This window comes from Nocardia sp. NPDC051570 (assembly GCF_044454005.1).
Taxonomy (GTDB): Bacteria; Actinomycetota; Actinomycetes; order Mycobacteriales; family Mycobacteriaceae; genus Nocardia.
On record NZ_JBITDI010000007.1, the window covers coordinates 201,027 to 218,832 of the forward strand.

General features: G+C 66.2%; 4 protein-coding genes. 3 read left to right on the forward strand and 1 reads right to left on the reverse strand.

Translation table 11 applies throughout. From position 1 onward, the window contains the following. Positions 1–6 precede the first annotated feature (6 nt). Genes ACIA76_RS19660 through ACIA76_RS19670 form a run of 3 tightly spaced genes read left to right on the forward strand, consistent with a single transcriptional unit; the run spans position 7 to position 1,783 of the window. Complete coding sequence (locus ACIA76_RS19660) at positions 7–300, forward strand: YbaB/EbfC family nucleoid-associated protein (protein ID WP_397153259.1); 294 nt, start codon at positions 7–9, stop codon at positions 298–300. A gap of 4 nt (positions 301–304) precedes the next feature. Next, positions 305–1,378, forward strand: a complete 1,074-nt coding sequence (locus tag ACIA76_RS19665; protein WP_397153260.1) for a glycosyltransferase — start codon at positions 305–307, stop codon at positions 1,376–1,378. 42 nt (positions 1,379–1,420) lie between these two features. Next, on the forward strand, positions 1,421–1,783 hold the full coding sequence (locus tag ACIA76_RS19670) for a hypothetical protein (RefSeq protein WP_397153261.1): 363 nt from the start codon (positions 1,421–1,423) through the stop codon (positions 1,781–1,783). Here ACIA76_RS19670 and ACIA76_RS19675 read toward each other — a convergent pair. Further along, positions 1,780–17,745, reverse strand: a complete 15,966-nt coding sequence (locus tag ACIA76_RS19675; RefSeq protein WP_397153262.1) for an alpha/beta hydrolase — start codon at positions 17,743–17,745, stop codon at positions 1,780–1,782. The two genes, ACIA76_RS19670 and ACIA76_RS19675, sit on opposite strands and share 4 nt — an antisense overlap. Between the last annotated feature and the right edge of the window lie 61 nt (positions 17,746–17,806).

The window sequence follows — 17,806 nt, forward strand, 5'->3', positions numbered from 1 at the left end:
AGAAGTGTGAGTGGGGAATGGGCACGGCTGGAGGCCTCCGCGCAGGCCCAGCTGGAACGCATGCGGCGGCTGTCCGATGACCTGGCCGCCATTCGGGTCCGGCAGACATCGGCCGACGGCGCGGTCACGGTGACCGTGGACGGGTGCGCGAAGCTGCTGGATCTGCAACTGTCCGAGGCGATTTCGAGGCTGTCGCCGACCGCGTTCGGCCGCGCGGTACTCGATACCGCGGCCGCGGCCGCGCACCGGGCTCTCGACCAGCGGGGCACGCTGATCAACGAATTCAACCAGCAGGAGTGATCGGATGAGATTCCATGTGGCCGCCCTGCCGCATACGCAGACCACCAAGCACTACTCGCCGTGCGCCTACACCCAGAAGGTGCGCAAGTTCTGCGACATGATGATGGCCCTCGGCCATGAGGTGTATCTCTACGCGTCGGAGGAGAACGAGGCCGCCTGCACCGAGCTGATCACCGTCGTCACCAAGGACGATCAGCGCGAATGGTTCGGGGCCAAGACCCTCGCCGACGGCTTCGACTGGTTCACCTGGGACGCCCACGAGCGGCACTGGCTCATCGCCAACGCGCGCACCATCACCGAGATCGCCAAGCGCAAGCAGCCGCGCGACATCATCTGCGCGATCGGCGGATCCGGTCAGAAGCCGCTGGCCGATGCGTTCCCGGAGCTGCAGACCGTCGAATTCGGTGTCGGCTACAGCGGTGTGTTCGCCAACTACCGGGTGTTCGAGAGCTACGCCTGGATGCACGCCGTGTACGGGGCGCGCAGCTCCGTCGGGCGGATCATGTCCGAGCGCGGCCAGTTCTACGATGCGGTGATCCCGAACTACTTCGAGGTCGAGGATTTCCCGTTCGCCGAGGAGAAGGACGACTACTTTCTGTTCATCGGCCGGCTGATCGAGGCCAAGGGCTATCAGATCGCCGTCGACGCCTGTAAACGGCTGGGCGCCAAGCTGATCGTGGCCGGCGCCGGTCGGCCACCGGATTACGGCGAATACGCCGGCGTGGTCGATGTGCGGCAGCGCGGGGAGCTGATGAGCCGGGCCCGCGGGGTATTCGTACCGTCGCTGTATCTGGAGCCGTTCGGCGGCGTGCATATCGAGGCCATGCTGTGCGGGACGCCCGTGATCACCACGGACTGGGGTGCGTTCAGCGAGACGGTGCGCCACGGTGTACAAGGCTTTCGATGCCGGACGCTGCGCGAATTCTGCGACGGGGCCGAGGCCGCCGATAAGCTCGACCGCCGGGCCATCCGCGACTACGCCGTGTCGAAGTTCTCCACCGAGGTCGTCGCCCGGCAATACGACGACTACTTCCACCGGCTGCAAACCCTGTGGGGCGACGGCTTTTATACCCTCTAGGCCCGGCCGTGCGATTCAATGTCACGCTCGCGGACCCCGCGCGTGACCACCCCCGCCTTCGACGATGTGGTGATCGCCGTGGCCGCCGCCCTGCGCGATCTCGGGCACACCACGGTCAACGCGGGCGGGTACGATCCCGATCGCATCAACGGCAAAGCCGTTGTCGCCGAGGTCGATCCGGACGACGATGACGACGGCCTGGCCGCGGGGATCGTCGCCGTGCCGTATGCGCGGCTGGTGGACGCCTGCGCCGAACTGGTCCGCGACGATACGGCCAGATCCGCGCTGGAGTCCGTGGGCCACCGCATCATCTCCCGCCGCACCACCGCCCACATCCTCGACAGGGTCCTGCACTTCGCCGCCGCGCTCGATCCGATGGCCGGAGCCTGGGGCCCCCGCTACTAGACCGGACCCCCGAGAGAATCCAGAGAACTCGGATCGAAGAAGTCCGGGTCGGCCGAATGTTCCTCGGCGGGTACTTCCTCCGGAGCGGCCGCGGAGAAGGTGGGCCCGCCATCCTTCCAGTACCGCCTGAAATCATATGTCCCGAAATGCACGGCACTGCCACGCGTCGCCATACTCCACGGGACAATGATCTCGAATCGCTCATCATACCCGATATCGGTCTGAATACGCAGAACAATACCCTGTGCACCCAGCCCGTCCATCAGGGAAGTATCCGGGTCGATTCCGAAGTACTCTTTCAGCTGCCCCACCACCCGCGAATCATTGTAAACGATAGTCGATTCCTCAGAATCGAAGTGATAGGGCAGCTCGTAAACACGCGCACCCACGGGCAGGTGATACTCCACCACCTCGACCGTCGACGGTATCTCGTTACCGATCTTCTCACCCCACGTATGGTCCGCTTCATGGGCCAAATACCATGCCTGCCAATTCGCATCGTCGTTACCCCCTCGCCCGGCAGGCCGTTTCACCTCGGCGACAACCTTGTCGAGAACCCCTTCCCCGACCGCGTGATAACCCGTAATCGAGCTGACATCGACAGCCCGCACCCGAACACCGAGCATCCGGCCGTCCGAACCCGGCAACATCAAAGGACCCACACCGTCCGTGACGGCCTCGGCGCCATCGAAGTTATTGCCAGGAAGCACATTCGGAGAATCCGCATCGACGGCGCCACCGCGTAGCGATGGTATTCGGTCCTGCGAATCCGATATCTCGGACCCGGCCGCGCGCGCCGTGCCGTTGTAGTGCGCCGAACCGACCCGCAGCACGGTTGCCACCCGGTGATCGGCCGCCCCAACGGGTTCGGTGTTCAGTGTGTGGGTGTCCAGTGTTTCGGTCACGACGCGCAGCTCGATCCCGTGTTCGCCCAACACGTCCGCCAGCACGTGCGGCACCACATCGCCGAGATCGGCCGCCCATCCTTCCGGCCTGCGCAGTCTCTCGACGGCCTCCGGCGTCAGGGCGTCGGCGCCGCCTTCGATCCAATTCGAATACGCGGTGCGCGTATCCGGATTCGCCAATCTGCCGATGACCGCATTCACCAGGCCCGCAACGGTATTCAACCCCTCGGGCAGATGATCCACCGTGGCCAGCGTCGCCAGGTAGAGGCAGTATCCGGTGGCCGGCATCTCGACCTCGACCAGGCCGTGCTCGGTCAGGTGCTGACGCTGCGCCGCATTCGCACGCGGTATCGCCACCGCCGCCATATCGTCCGGCGATAGATAGGGTCCGATATCGAACTGACCGCCTTCCTCGATCAGCGATACCTGGACATGCTGGGGCTCGGGCAATACGTCGTAGAGCAGATAGCCGAGTGTCGCCTCGAGCGTCTCGTGTTCGCGAGACGGTGGCGGGACCACCGCCTTAGCCGCCTTGGCAGCGGCCGTGGCCGCCGCCTTCCGCGCCGCGACCGCCCGGTCCTCGGCCCGGTCCGCCTTATTCCTCGCCACCGTGGCAGCCATCTTCGCCTTGGCGACGTCCTCGCCCTGCCCATCGGCCTCGGCTTTCCTGGCGTCCTCGGCCGCCCGCTCGGCGATTTCCCGCAGCTGCCCCGCGGTCTCGGCGACCTGATCGGCGAACTTCGCCGCCTTATCGGCCTCGGTTCTGGCCCTCTTATCAGCCAGGGATATCTCGACCTTCTTGGCTTCCTTGGCAAACCATTCGCGTTTATCGCGCGGACCCCAGCGATTCTGCGACAGCTTACCGTGTCTCACCTCTTGCTCGATCTGATTCCGTACGTTGTCTTTACTCGAGAAATCGCTGAATGCCCGCCCGTACCTTTCGAATGCCCTCGAATTCACGATCAAGGCGATATCTATATCACCCGCCGTAGGCTTGTGCACCGAACTGCCCTGCACCCTGAGCGTCACGTCCCCGCGGTCGATACCACGCATACCCGCGACCCGCAGAACATTCGCGGCAAGCAATTCGAAATCGCGCCGCGATTTCAGCAGATAGGGGTAGCCGCGTCTGCGAACCTCATCGAGATTGTGCAGGCTCTCCTCGAGCCTGGCCACCACATCGCCGACCTCGACATCCTTCTTACGTTTCTTGATGCCGTACTGGGTCAGCAGATCGGCGGCATCCCGGCCATGCGTCGCGAGAATGTCCCGAACCCGCTCGAGAGCCTCCGGTGACGCACCGGCAAGCGCGATCGATGCATCCTCGCGCAATTGCCTGTCCGGGAACAGATGCGCGTGGTCGGGAATCGGGAACGCCTCCTCCACGCCGCCGACCAGACTGTACTCGCCGCGCGCATATCCGGCCCGCACGAACGACTCACCCGGAACATGATCGGCCACATGGCCATCGAAAACCACCCGTCCCTCCGGATGCACCGCGACCCAGTAATGCCCGCCACCGGAAGGGCTGCGGAACAACACATTCACGGGCTGATCCGGCGGACCGAAATGCAGCCGATGCACGCCCCCGCCGGGATGCACCACCTCCAGATTCATCTCCAACGCCTTGGCCGCCGCGGGCAACAACCGCTCCGCCGCCGCGCTGTTCCACTGTCCGGTGCCCAGCAACGCCCGCAACTGCTTCTCGAACTCGGTCTCCCGCTCGCCGTGGGGCCTATGCGCCTCGAACTCGCCCAGATACCTCTCCGGATTGTCGAGCATATGCGCCACCACATTCACCCGGAAGTCCTCATGCGCCTCCCGATCATGGGGATCAACACCCAATGCCCGCCCCAACGCCTCCCAGAGGCAATTCCCTTGTCCCGGTTGCGATTCCCACCAACAACCCTCCGGCGCGACCACTCCCTCCAGCTCCTCGGCATGCTCGCGCCCCAGCACGGAGTCGCCCGCCCCGCCCGCCAGCGGAGGCTCGTCGCCGGGCACCGGTGCCGCATGGAATGTCGGCGCGTTTTCCTTCGCGTATCTCTCGAAGGAATACCATCCGTAATGCTCGGCCCGGCCATCCTCGGCCAACTTCCACGGCACGATGATCTCGAACCGCTCGTCGGAGCCGATATCGGTCTGAACGCGCAGAACGATGTTCTGGTCACCCAATCCATCCATCAGGGGAGTCTCGGGCTTGATCCCGAAGTGCTCCTTGAGCGCCCGCACCACTTCCGGACTGTTGTACACGATGGTCGGACCCTCCGGACCGACGTGGTAGGGCAACTGATGAACACGCACGTTCGCGGGCAGGCGATACTCCACCACATCGATCCTCGTATCGCGCGTCGGCATGTCTACGCCGATCTTCTCCCCCCACGTGTGGTCCGCATCATGAGCCAGATACCAGGCGCGCCAGTTCGGATCGTCGTTACCCGCTCGACCGGCGGGCCTTCCCACCTTGCGCACAACCGCATCCACGACCCCCGGATCGACCGCGTGATAGCCCGTGAGCGAGGTGACATCGAATGACGTCACCCGAACGTCATGTTCCCCCGCTCCCGGCAGCATCAGAGATAGAACATCCTCCGTAACAGCCGTAGCCGCACCGTAATTGGCGTCGGGAAGCACAGCGCCGATCCGCGGCCAGCCGAGCTCGCCGCCGCCGGCGTCGGACACGGATTCATGCACCGGCACGCCGTGCGCGGAATAGAGAATCGCCCGAGTGGACTCGAGATCCTTGGCGACTCGCGGCGGGAATCCGTGTCGACGGCCCGCGCCGGGATCGTGCACGACGATCGCGCCGTCCTCCGCCCGCAGCAGATATGCGTGCGCGCCGATTCCGTGCGCATCAGCGAGGCCCCGATAGCGATCGACGACGAGAGCCGTTGCACCCGCACCGATGTCGAGCAGTCGGTCGGCGATGGCTTGGTGATCGGCGAACCGCTCGAGCCGGCCGCCCGCGGCAGTTCCGAGTTCCGCGTAGGACATTCCCGCCAGACCCACCGGATGATCGGGCATCCGGGCATAGGTGCTGCCGGTGAGCGTGATGAGTTCCGCCAGCGCCAGCGGCCCGCAATCGTTCGCCCGCCGGATCGGCTCGGCGGTGGATTCCGCTGTGGCAGCGCCGATCTGGGCCCGATGAGGGCGGCTGCCGTCGATCTCGTGCGGATCCGTCGGCATGTTCCGGGCAACCCGGTCGGCGAGCTTCGAGCCGAAACCGTCGCCGGTCACCCGGATCTCGTCCGGTGTGTCGCCGGACAGGCGGCGAGCCTCGCCGAATGCGTGCAGCGCGGAGCGCAGGCGCCCGGCGGCCCTGACGGGTGGCAACTTGCTGAGCAGCCGGTCGGAGAATCCGCCGGATTCGGCCGGGAGCTTGTAGTCGGACCAGACGACACTGGCCACGGAGCGATCCGGGGCCGCGAGCTGTCGGGTGGCATATCTGTCCATGGCCGCGTGCAGATCCCGGACCATCGACGCGAGTGAGATGCCGCCGCCGGGAACGTGCCAGGACACCGCGTTCGCGTTGTCGACATCCCCGAAGCCGATGATCGCCGCGCCGCGACCCTCGAATGCGCCCGGGTCGAACTTCAGCAGATGTACCGGCGGCTCATCGATTCCGCGCTGGCGGGCGACGATTTCGGCCTGCAATACGGCCGTGTAGAGGGTGGCCTGCATATCCTCGAGGCTCGCCACCCGCCGTGGATCCTGCGGATTCGCCTCGCGGGCCTTGCGCAATGCCGTATCGAGATAGGTCCGGTTGAGCGCATCCCTGGTTTCGGCGGGAATGCCCTCGGAATTGCGCAGTCCGGGGAAGTCCGTCACCAGGCGGTACTGATATTCCGGCGACAGATCGGCGAAATGCAGCTCCGCCCACCACGACTCACCGTATGCCTGCCACCAGTCGGCGAGTTCGCGGATCCGGGCGCGGGATGGGAGCGTCGAATTGGCCCGGTCCAGGCCCGCGGGCAGCCGCGGCGGAACGATCCGGTCGGTGTCGGATGTGGGTTCGGGATGCGCCCTCGTGTCCTGACGCAGGTAGGGGCGGGGCTCGTTCCGCCGCAGCTCCTCGCGCCAGCGTTCCAGGTTCTCCTGTTCATCCCGCAGCATGCGGCGTTCGGCCTGCAATGCCGAAACCTGTTGCGGGTGGTCCGGTTCGGTTTCCAGACGGGTCAGGGCCCGGGCGGCCGCATCGAGCAGCTGTTGCCGACGTTCGACCTCGACGGTCTGCCGCGCGACCTCGTCGACCCGGTGTCGCGGCTGAAAGTGGTTGTCCAGCTTCTGGAAATGGTCGCCGAGGAGCAGTCCCTGCCGCCGCAGGAGATCGAGGGCGAAATCGTTGATCTTCGGGCGAGGGGAGTAATGCCCGCTGCTGTCGCTCATCGACACGAGCCAGCCGTCGCGTACATCCAGGAAGCCCGCGGCGGTGGCCGTGCGGCCGCCGAGGAACGACGAGTGATGGATATAACCGACCTGCTTCTCGCCCGAGTACAGGTTCCCGAACTCGTCCATGACGAAGATGGCGGCGGGCGAATGGAACGGGGTGCCGTCACTGGCGCGATGCAGCCTGCCGTCCGAGCCGACGAACAGCCGATGCGATTCGCGCTCAGCGTCGTTCATGTAATGCACCGGGGTGAAGTAACGCAGCGGATGCTGGGCGAGGGTGTCCCGATCGATCGTCTGCTCGCCGGACAGATCGAGTTCGGTGGCAATCCTGATCGGCCGAGTCTCGCCGGTGTAATGCTTCTGGAATACCGCGCCGTCCAACAGCGGTATCTGCGCGGACGCCAGCATTCGAGTGCGCCGCGGCGGAACCTCTAGTACATCGCCGGGCCCGAGGGGCCGCGCGGGCGGCAGGGGCGTGGCTCCCGGGGTCGAGAACATCGTGCCATCGGCATTCAGGCCGATGTCGTAGTGACCGTCCTCGGCGTGACGCAGGTACAGGACCGGCTGCCCGGTGTAGTACTCGAACCGTTGCCGCGTCCCGCCCTGATGTTCCATGACAAGATTCATCTGGAATCGGTTTATCGCCGCCAGCAGCGGCAGATCGGCGCGCTGGCCCCCGACGAAGATCTGGGCCCCGCCCGCCGGGACGGCATACCCGCGCAGGGCGTGGATCTCCGAACCCAGGATGTCCATCTGCCGCGTCCGGAACCAGTGATCGAAGTTCGCTCTTCGGTCGCGCTCGGACGCATGGAAAATGCCGGCCGACTCGACGGGCAGCGCCGCCATGGATATATCGAACGAGTGCCGGTAATTCGACTCCTGGGTCCAGGCGTGCTGGAGCTCAGCGGTGGTGATCAGCGGACGGTAGTACTCGAAGTTCTGGTACAGGTAATCGGCGACCTGCGAACTCACCACGCCCGAATCGGCCGCGTTCGTCACCCGCGCGAGCGCCTCGAACAGGTGATCGGAGGCGGCGGGCACCGGCTCCCAGTGCGCCGGTTCGGTCTGCGGCAGCGCGCCGATCCGCGGGGCATCGTCGTCGGAAAGGAAGTCGTCGGAGTCGTATTCCTCCTCGTCCCCGCTGCGCTGGGCAGCGTCGTCCATCTCCTTCCACTCGTCCCAGCGGACCGGAGCGCTATTGCTCCGCTTATACGCGTCGTAGCGATGCCTCTGCTGCTCCTCCGGCGACAGATCCTTGAACTCGGTGAACGAACCGTCGGCCACCTGAACCATCGCGGCGACAACCCGAGACACGACCCCGTGCGCGGCCTCGTCCCGCACCGGTGGTTCGACGTGTCTGCCGGAGACGATCTCGGCCGCCGGCATCTTCGGATACGCCCGTGGCAGTTCATGTTTGTAGAGCTGCCAGAAGATCCGTTCCAGCGCATACGATGTCGCCCGATCCGATAACGGAATCGACAGCCGGACAATCTGTTCGGTCGCGAAATGCGGCGCCCGCTGACCCGGATAGTCCACGCTCGCCGAATGCGTCAGCGATACCAGCGTCACCTCCCGCGGTGGCCGCCCCTCCGATTCGTCCAGTCGCTGGATCAACTGCTTCATCTTGACCAGCGACGCACCGGTATCCGTCGCATCCAACAGCACCAGGTGATCGCCGCTGTCCGCGAGATCGCCCAGCCCCGCCCGCACATACGCCTTCAGATGTGCGAATTCGACGTCGCTCAGCCCATCGATCTTGCCCAGCTTCTGCATATCGCTGATCGCCACATGACCCACATCGAGGCCGTGGCCCTGGCGCAGGAACTCCGAAACCACCTCCGCGCTGGCCCCGAGACCGACGAATCGGTGCTCCCCGGGCGGGAATTCACGCACGATAGCGTCGGCCAGACCCTTCACACCATGCGCGTCGGCATTGTCCACATGACCCGTGAAATGGTCGCCGCCGCTCAGCAAGTCGTAGTCACCGATCTTGTCCGGCACATCGACCGGGCGACGCAGCTGCGTGACGAGATCCGCCATCGACTGGGTGGACACCGAGATGATCGCACCGGCCCGGGGAACCCCGTCCTCCGGGCCGTCCTGCCCGAGGACGGGGGCGTCGACCGGCTCACCGTGGGCCGAGTAGACGATGGCGCGCGTGGACCCGAGTTCCTTGGGAACCACCGGCGGGAATCCGTGCCGCAGGCCCGCACCGGGGTCGATGACGACCACCGCGCCGTTCTCCATCCGTAGCAGATAGGCGTGCGCACCGACACCGTAGGCATCGGTCGGCCCGTGATAGGTGTCGAGGACCAGAGCCGTTGCGCCCTCGCCGATCCCGAGCAGCCGGGCGGCGATCTCGCCATGATCGGCGACCGGCCGCAGGCTCGCGCCCGCGGCATCCTCTAGATCTCGTTGCGACATCCCGGTGACCCCGACCGGATGCTCGGGCATCCGCACCTTGGCGCTGCCGGTGAGGTCGATGAGCTGCCGCAGCGCCCGCGGCCCGCAGTCGTTCGCATGCCGCCGGGCCTCGATCGCGGTGGCGCCGAGCCGAACTTCCTCATCGCTGTCGTAGAAGTCGTCGGAGTTGTATTCCTCCTCGTCCCCGCTGCGCTGGGCGGCATCGTCCATCACCTCCCACTCTTTTCGGGAGACCGGATTGCTATTGCTGTCCTTATACGCCTGGTAGCGCAGATCCTGCTGCTGCTCCGGCGACAGATCCTTCAACTCGGTGAACGAACCGTCCGCCACCCGAACCATCGCGGCGACGACCCGAGACACGACCCCGTGCGCGGCCTCGTCCCGCGCCGGTGGAGCGACGTGCTTGCCCGATACGATGTCGGCCGCCGACACCTTCGGATACGCCCGCGGCACCTCGTACTTGTAGAGCTGCCAGAAGATCCGTTCCAGCGCATACGATGTCGGCCGATCCGATAGCGGAATCGACAGCCGATGGATCGGCTCCTCGGTACCGAACTTCGGCGCCCGCTCGCTCGGATAGGTCACGCCCGCAGCATGAGTCAGCGAGACGAGGTCGACCCGCCGCGGCGGCCGCCCCTCCGATTCGTCCATCCGCGCGATCAACTGCTTCATCTTCAGCAGCGACGCACCGGTATTCGTCGCATCCAGCAGGACCAGCGGGGCATCACTGTCCGCGAGATCACCCAGGCTCGCCCGCAGATACCCCTTGACCTTCGCGAAATCGTCGGCGCTGAGCCGATCGACCCTGCCCAGAGTCTCCATGGCGCTGATGGCCACATGCGCGGTATCCACATCGTGGACCTGGTGCAGGAACTCCGACACCAGTTCGGCGCTGGCGCCGACGCCGACATATCTGAACTCCCCGGGCGGGAATTCCCGTACGAGGGCGTCGGCCAGGCCCTTCATGCCGTGGGCGTCGGCGTTGTTCACCTCGCTCATGAAGTGGTCACCGGCCCGCGAACCGTAGCCGCCGACCTCGTCCGGCACATCCATCGGGCGGCTCATCTTCTCGACGAGCTCCGCCTCGGTCCGAGTGCGCAGGACCGAAGCCACACCGACCCGGGGCACCTCGGTCTCGGCGGTGAACTGCCGGCTGCCGTCCGAATCGACCGACTCGCCGAGCGACCGAGCGGGCGGCGTCATACCGATCCGGGGCATCGGTCGCAGGACGGCTGTGTCATCGATAGCGTACGGGTTGCCGCCGTCGAACCCGGACCGCGCGTCCGGCAAGCGGCGGGCACGATCGACCCATGTCACCGTCGCCACGGCCGGGCTGGGATTACGCCGTTTCTCGGCAACGTAGCGCATCATCGCGGCGGTCGGATCGCCGCTCATCGACGCCGACGCGGTGCGGTCTCCGGGAACATGCCACGACACCGAACCCGTGGTGTCGATGTCGCCGAAGCTCATCATCGCCGCACCGGGCCTGCCGGAGGTCGCCGGATCGACCCGCAGCAGGTGCACAGGCGGAACGTCGATGCCCGATCGCCCGGCGATCAACCTGGCTTCCAGTTCCGCGTCGCACAGGGAGACCAGCGTGTCGTCCAGGTCTCGCCGTCGCTGCGCCTCGAGCCGCGACAGGACGGGTTTCCCTGCCAGCAGCCGCGATTCGGTATCGGCGTAACTCCGGTTGAGTGTGTCCCGGACCGCGGCGGGGATGCCCCCGGAATTGCGCAGCACCGGGAAATCGGTGACCAGGCGGTGCTGGTATTCCGCCGACAAATCGGAGAATCGCAGATCCTCCCACCACTGCCGGCCGTATCGGTCCCACCAATTCGCCAGCCGCCGTGTCCGATCGAGTACGGGCAGCGTCATATCGGTCCCGGCCAATCCCGCCGGGAATTCCGGCGGCACGATCCGATCGGTCGCGGAAACCGGTATCGGATGAGCCCACAGATCGACCGTCAGGGACGGACGTACGTACCCTGCCGCGAGCACTCGCGACCATTGGTCCAGGTCGTGCGCCTGGGCCGCCAGCTGCTGGCGTTCCGCCCCGAGCTGGTGCCCGATCTCCGCCGCATTCGCCCTGCGCTCCCTTCGCGCCAGAACCGTGTCTTGTGCGTGGAGCAGCCGACGCCGGCGTTCGACCTCGGCCGACTGTCGCTCCATTTCGCCGACTCGTTCCCGCACGGGACCGTTGAAGCCGGTCCGGTCACCGGGGTCGAGCGCCCTGCGCTGGAATCCCGGATCGAGTACGAGGCCCTGGCGGCGTAAGAGGTCGAGGGCATAGTCGTTTATCTCCGGCCGAGGTTGGTAATGCCCACTGTGGTCGGTCATCACCATCAGCTGCCCGTCGCGCACGACGAGATATCCGGCGGCGGTTACCGTTTTGCCCGCGAGAAACGAGGAATGAAAGGTCACGACGGTCGTGTTGCCGGAGTACAGATTGCCGAACTCGTCCATGACGAACTTCGCGCCCGTGGTATCGAACGGCGCACCGTCGCGCGCTTGATACAGCCTGCCATCGTGACCCACGAATATGCGGTGCTGCTCACGTTCCGCCGGGGTCATGTAGTGGGTCGGCGTATTGAGTTTATGCGGCGCGAACTCGAACTTTGTGCGATCGACGACATCCGAACCCGTCAGATCGATTGTCGTCAGGACACGTACCGGCCTGGTTTCGCCGGTGTAATGCTTGCCCAGCACCGCACCGTCCAGCAGCGGAATATGCGGCGACGCCAGCACACGAGCCAGCGGCTGCGGAATATCCTTTCTCGGTATCGCGCCGGCCACCGGAGGAACAGTGGGTTCGATCGGACGGACGGACGCGAACAGAGAGCCGTCGGCATTCAATCCGACGTCGTAGTCACCGCTATCGGAGTGCCGCAGGTGCAGGGTCGGAAACCGGGGATCGCCCGCCGTTAGCGTGGGCGACCCGACCGGATGCTCCAGGACGAGGTTGGCGCCGAAGCGATCGCCTGCCAGGGTGAGCAACTCGTGGTGCGTCAGTGCGTATCCGGAATCAGCAGGGCGACCGAAATCGCCATGCGCCTGATTCAATCTCGCAGCAACCTGCTGCCAGAACGAACTATCGTAGTTCCACCGACGGTTCTGCTCCGTCACCTCGTGCGACTGGGCGGCCTCGGGATCGTTCGAGACCATCGCGTCATACGAGTCGCGACGGGCGCGCTCCTCATCCCAGCTGGATTTCAGCTGTTCGGGGATGAACTGCTGCCGGTATCGGTCGAAGTTCTGGGCGAGGTGATCGGCGAGCGCGGTGCGCAGGCTGTCCGCATCGCTGATATTGAAAGCCACAGCGAGCGCGCCGAACAACGGATCGGTGGCGCTGTGCACCGGCTGCCAGGTCGCTGGGGTCGGCGAGGAATTCGACTGAGAGTGGGCCAGCTCCCGTACCGGCAGCTCCGAATCGAATTCGTGCACCCGGGGGGTCTCGTCGAAGGTCACCCGTTTACCGGCTGGGGGCCGCGCCGGCGGCCTCGACGGCGGCGTGTCGGCCGGAACGACCGGCTTGTCCGATGCGGATTCGAGGTCCACCTGAGCGCGGGAATCATCCTGTACCACAGCGTCTTTGACCGAGGGCCGGGCGACACCGGAATGCTGAAGCCGCGGAACCAGTTCGCGCAGCGCACCTTCGGACTTGTGCAGTTCGTTCTCGGTCGTGGTGGTGTGCTCGGCCTGATGCGCCTTGGCGGCGTTGGTGTAGCGGATGATCGCGGTCGAGACGTCGCGGTGGTTCGACTGTGCGTAGAGGGCGTCGTCAGCGGCGACGTAGTAACGGACGCTGCCGTTCTGGCCGTTGCGGGCGGCGCGGTTCTCGGCCTGGATATCGATATCGCGCGACTCCGCGGACCGGCTGGTGACGACCACGTGCAGACCGCCATGTTTGGCGCTGACCTCATCGGAGACGGCGATATCCACACCCCGGCCGCCCTGCCGATTGATGATCAGGACCTTGCCCTCTCGCCCGGCTCGGTCGAAGATCTCTTGCAGCCGCTGTTCGGCGTGCGGGCCCTGCTCGGCGAACCACGCGGCGTCGACGTACTCGTGCTCGATGCCCATCGCGCGCAACAGTTTCGACAGCTGTGAGACCTCGCTGTTGCGGTTGGCGATGACCAACTGCGGCTGCCCGGTCTTCTGTTTGGCGGCGACGTCCTCGGCGATCATCCGGTGTTTGCCCGCGAGATCCTCGGCCACCCCGTCCTGGTCGACCTTCAGATTCGAGTCCTTGAAGCGGGGGATCTTCACCACCGCCTGCATCTTGTACTGCTCTTGCAGCTCGTGGGACACCCCCTCGGCCGTGCCGGACGCACCCGTCAGCGAGTCGTAGTGCTCCTTGGAGAACAGTTGCTGCGCGGACAGACTCTTCGAGCTGTCCGAATCGGAGCGAATCATCAAGCCGTGCTTGGCCTCCACCGCCTGCGCGAGGCCGCCGTTCCATCGGCTCTCGGTGGAGGTCTCCGGATCGAACATGACCTTATGGGTGGTCTGATCGATGATCAGCACCCTGCCGTCGTGCACGATGTAGTGGTCATTCTCGATGAACTCCCAACGCGCCGAGGCAGCCATGGCGATCCGCCGCTCATCGGATTCGGTCAGCTCGCCGTCCCACAGCCCTTCGAGCTTGGCGCGACCGGACGAAGTCAGCTCCGCGCGCCCGCCCAACTGGTCCTTGGCCCGGCCGAAGTCGGCCTCGGTGAGATCGCCCTTCCGCAGATGTTCGTCGAGGAACGTATGCGCCTGTTCGACTTGCGCTTTCACCTCCGGACCCGCGGGATCGGCGGGCCCGTCGGACAGGATGAACGTGGTATCCGCGTGGACGAGCGCCTCGTCGATCTCATCGATCGCGGCCCGGCGACCCGGCACCGCATGGTCGCGCAGGCGGCCGAATCCGGCGTCGTTCTGGGTGCCGATGTAGATCGTCGACCGTCCCTCGACGGGCGGGGTGTATTCGTGATCCGGATTCATCCGGACGATATCGAAACCGTACGGCTCCAATGTCTTCCGGTATTGGTCGAATGCGGCCTTGGCCAGGGTGTCTCGGGTGGTGTAGACCTGCACGACCTGTTCCCGGGAGGATTTCAGCATCGCGTCGGTCAGGAATACGAGCGACTTGCCCTCGCCCGCATCCATATTGATCGGGCCGTGCTGCATGGCCAGCACCGCCATCACCTGCGTCCAGTACAGGGTCTTGCCTTCGCCGCGCCGGATCACCTCGATGGCGGCCGCCATCGCCTCGTGTTCGGTGCCGTGTTTCATTGCGTGCGTCAGTTGCTCGCTGGAGCGATCCGCCCAGTCGCCCTCGGCGTGGTCGTGCAGCACCGAATGCGCCTCGGCCTCGAAATCACGGGGCTCGTGCGAAGTCTCGGTAGGTCCGTGCTCGGCCGTGAACGGTTTGCCGTCGTAGTCGAGATGCCGGAATCGGTCGTGGGTCTCGACATCGCGGAGCTGGTTCTCGAGCAGATCGGTGAGGCGGGACCGGTTGGGCAGATACGGGCCGGAGTGGTCGGTGAGTGTGCGCAGGACGCCGTTGTGCACCTCGATGGTTCCGGCGGCATGCACGCCGAGCTTGTCGAAGGACTGATGGGTGCGCACCCAGCCCAGATCGGGGGCGATGTAGAGGTTGCCGGACCGGTCGGCGACGAACAGATGTTGGCGAGGACGGCTGGACCACTTGGTGACCGGGGCGTCGGGGGTGTGCACCAGCTTGCCGGTCCGGGCGTTGTAGAGCTTGCCCTCATGCGCGACCACGCGGAACTGGTCGGCCACCTCCTTGGTCAGATGCCACGGTTCGGGTAGTCCGGTGCCGGGTTTACCGTCCGCGCGCGGCCGCAGCGGCAGCGGATCCTCGTGGTGGACCGTGATGTCGTGGGGCGGCGGGACGAGATCCTCGGTGCCCGCGAAATGCACCTTGTGATCGGCCGGATCGCCCGCGAGCAGCCGGGCGATCAGCCGGAACAGATGACCCACCACGGGCAGCCGAAGCAGCAGCTCCTTGGTGACGGAGCCCTGCCCTCGGCGGATATCGTCCGAGTCGAAGTCGTGATGGGCGGCCGCGCGGTCCGGGGTGTGCCTACCGTCCGACGCGCCGGCCCGGCGACCGGATTCGCCCGGCGTATGTTTGCCGGGCCCGGAACCACCGTGCTCGGACTTGCCGGATGTTCCCCCGGCGGGGTCGGTTTTCGCGCCCGAGGCCCGATCCGGTTGCCGGACAGGGCGGTCCGAATGCGGCGGGGCGGTCCTGCGGTTCTCGTCGGCGATCGTTTTGACGTGGGTGATGCCGTGGTCGTCGAGCAGTTTGGCCAGCGGGCCCGAACCCCCGAACTTGTCGAGCGAGCGCACGAACCGGTTGTCGTGATCGAAGACTCGGATCCGGTCGCCGTCGATATGGGCGGTCAACCGCATATTCTTCGCGTCGCCGAGCAGCGCGGTGCCGGAGAACTTCGTCAGCCCGTCCAGGAACTCCGGAACGGTTCGATCCACGAGCGGACGGCCGCGGCCGATATCGGACAGCAGCGGATCCGTCCACGCGATACCGGCATCGTCGCCGTCCCTTCGATATTCGGACAACAGCGGTTGATGGTCGCCGGGCGAGCGTGCACCGCTCTCCGGCCGCGGGGGCGGAACAGGTTCCCCCTGCTGCCGTGTGTCGGCAGCGCCCTGCTGACGCCCGGTGGATGCGGTTCGATCGCCGCGGCGGGCGTCGACCGCGATCGACTTGTCGGTGGAGTTCGCGGAACCGGCCCGATCCGAACCGGCGGTCGCGGACTGGCGGGCCGGGGTGGACCCGTCACCGCGGTCGACGCCGCCCGGCCGGGACGAGGACGAGTTGGCCGGGACCGAGTCTCGCGCACCCGGAGTCTGCGTGACCGGCTTCGGCGCGATATCGGTCGCCGGCGGCCGGGAGGAGACCGGCGTGGAGTTGTCGGTCTGCGGCGATTGCCGTTGCGGGCCAGTGTCGTTCACCGTCGTGTGATCGTTGCCCGACCCACCGGCACGCGGCGAGGCTTCGGTGTTGTTGCCCGCCTGCGCGGGTCGCTGTCCGTTACCGGTATCGGAGTGGCTGCCAACGGAATTCGCCCGGTTCGCGCCGGTATCGCCAGTGCCGGAATGGTCACCCGTACCCGAGTTGCCGGTGCCGTTGTTGCCACGATCGACGATGGGGGCCTGGCCATTCGAGCCGAGGGGCTCCGGTTTCGCGCCCGTTCCGTTCGAGCCGACCGTCGGCTCCTTCGGCGGCACGCGGTCCAGCGGGGAGCTGCCGCCCTCGATCGGCTTCACCGTCTCCGGTTTGATCTGCGGCACATGCACACCCGTGCCCGCGCCGGTGGGATGCGCCTTGTAGCCGCGGACACCGCCGGACATCACACCGGCCATACCGCCCAGCAGACCGACCGTGGACCACTCGAAATGCCCGCCGTTGAACGGCATCGCCGCCAGCGAGCCGCCCACCACACCGCCGACCGCGCCGCCGATGCCCTCGAACATGTTGCGGCCGATCGCCGCGCCCCGATTCCCGAACTGGTTCTGCACCGATTTGCCGAACATCTTGCTGAACCCCGCGCCCAACGCCTTTCCGGCCCCCGCGCCGAGCGCACCGCCGAGCCCACCGGCCAGCGCCGACTGGCCGAATTCACTCCAGTCGAACCCCTTGCGATGATGCGTGGCGATCTGGAACAGCTGGATCACCGCATCGATGACCGCCTGGGTCAGCGCACCCACCGCCGCGGCCCGGATGATCTCCATCGCGATCGTCCGCGCGATGGTGAGCGCGGTCCGCGTCGCCGCGATCTCGGCCGCGGCCACCGCCGGTTGGGCCGGGCCCGCCGTCCACGACGTGTACAGCTCCCACAACAGCATCAGCAGGCCCACGTAGATCTGGATCTTGTTGGACTGGATCGCGCAGCCCACCTGATCGCACGCGTCCGCCACGTCGTTCATCGACTTCGCCACGGCCTGCAGCGACTGGTCGCCCGAGGCGTCGGTGAGCGTCTCGAGCGTCGAGAGCATCGAATCCCGCCCCGGACCCGATACATACGCCTTCTCGATCGCGGCCTCGATGTCCTTGACCTGCGACACAAGATCGTTCGACCCGCCCGAGACCTCCGCCGCCGCATCCCGCCACACCTGCGCGAGGTCGAACATCTTGTCCTCGTCGCCCTCCGGCCACGCCGACCCCGCGAGATACGACACCGGCTGCAATTCCGGCGGCATGGTGATAGTCACGACTCACCGCCCGTTCGGGCGATACCGGACCCCCGAGGGCACACACACCCAGTCCCTGCTT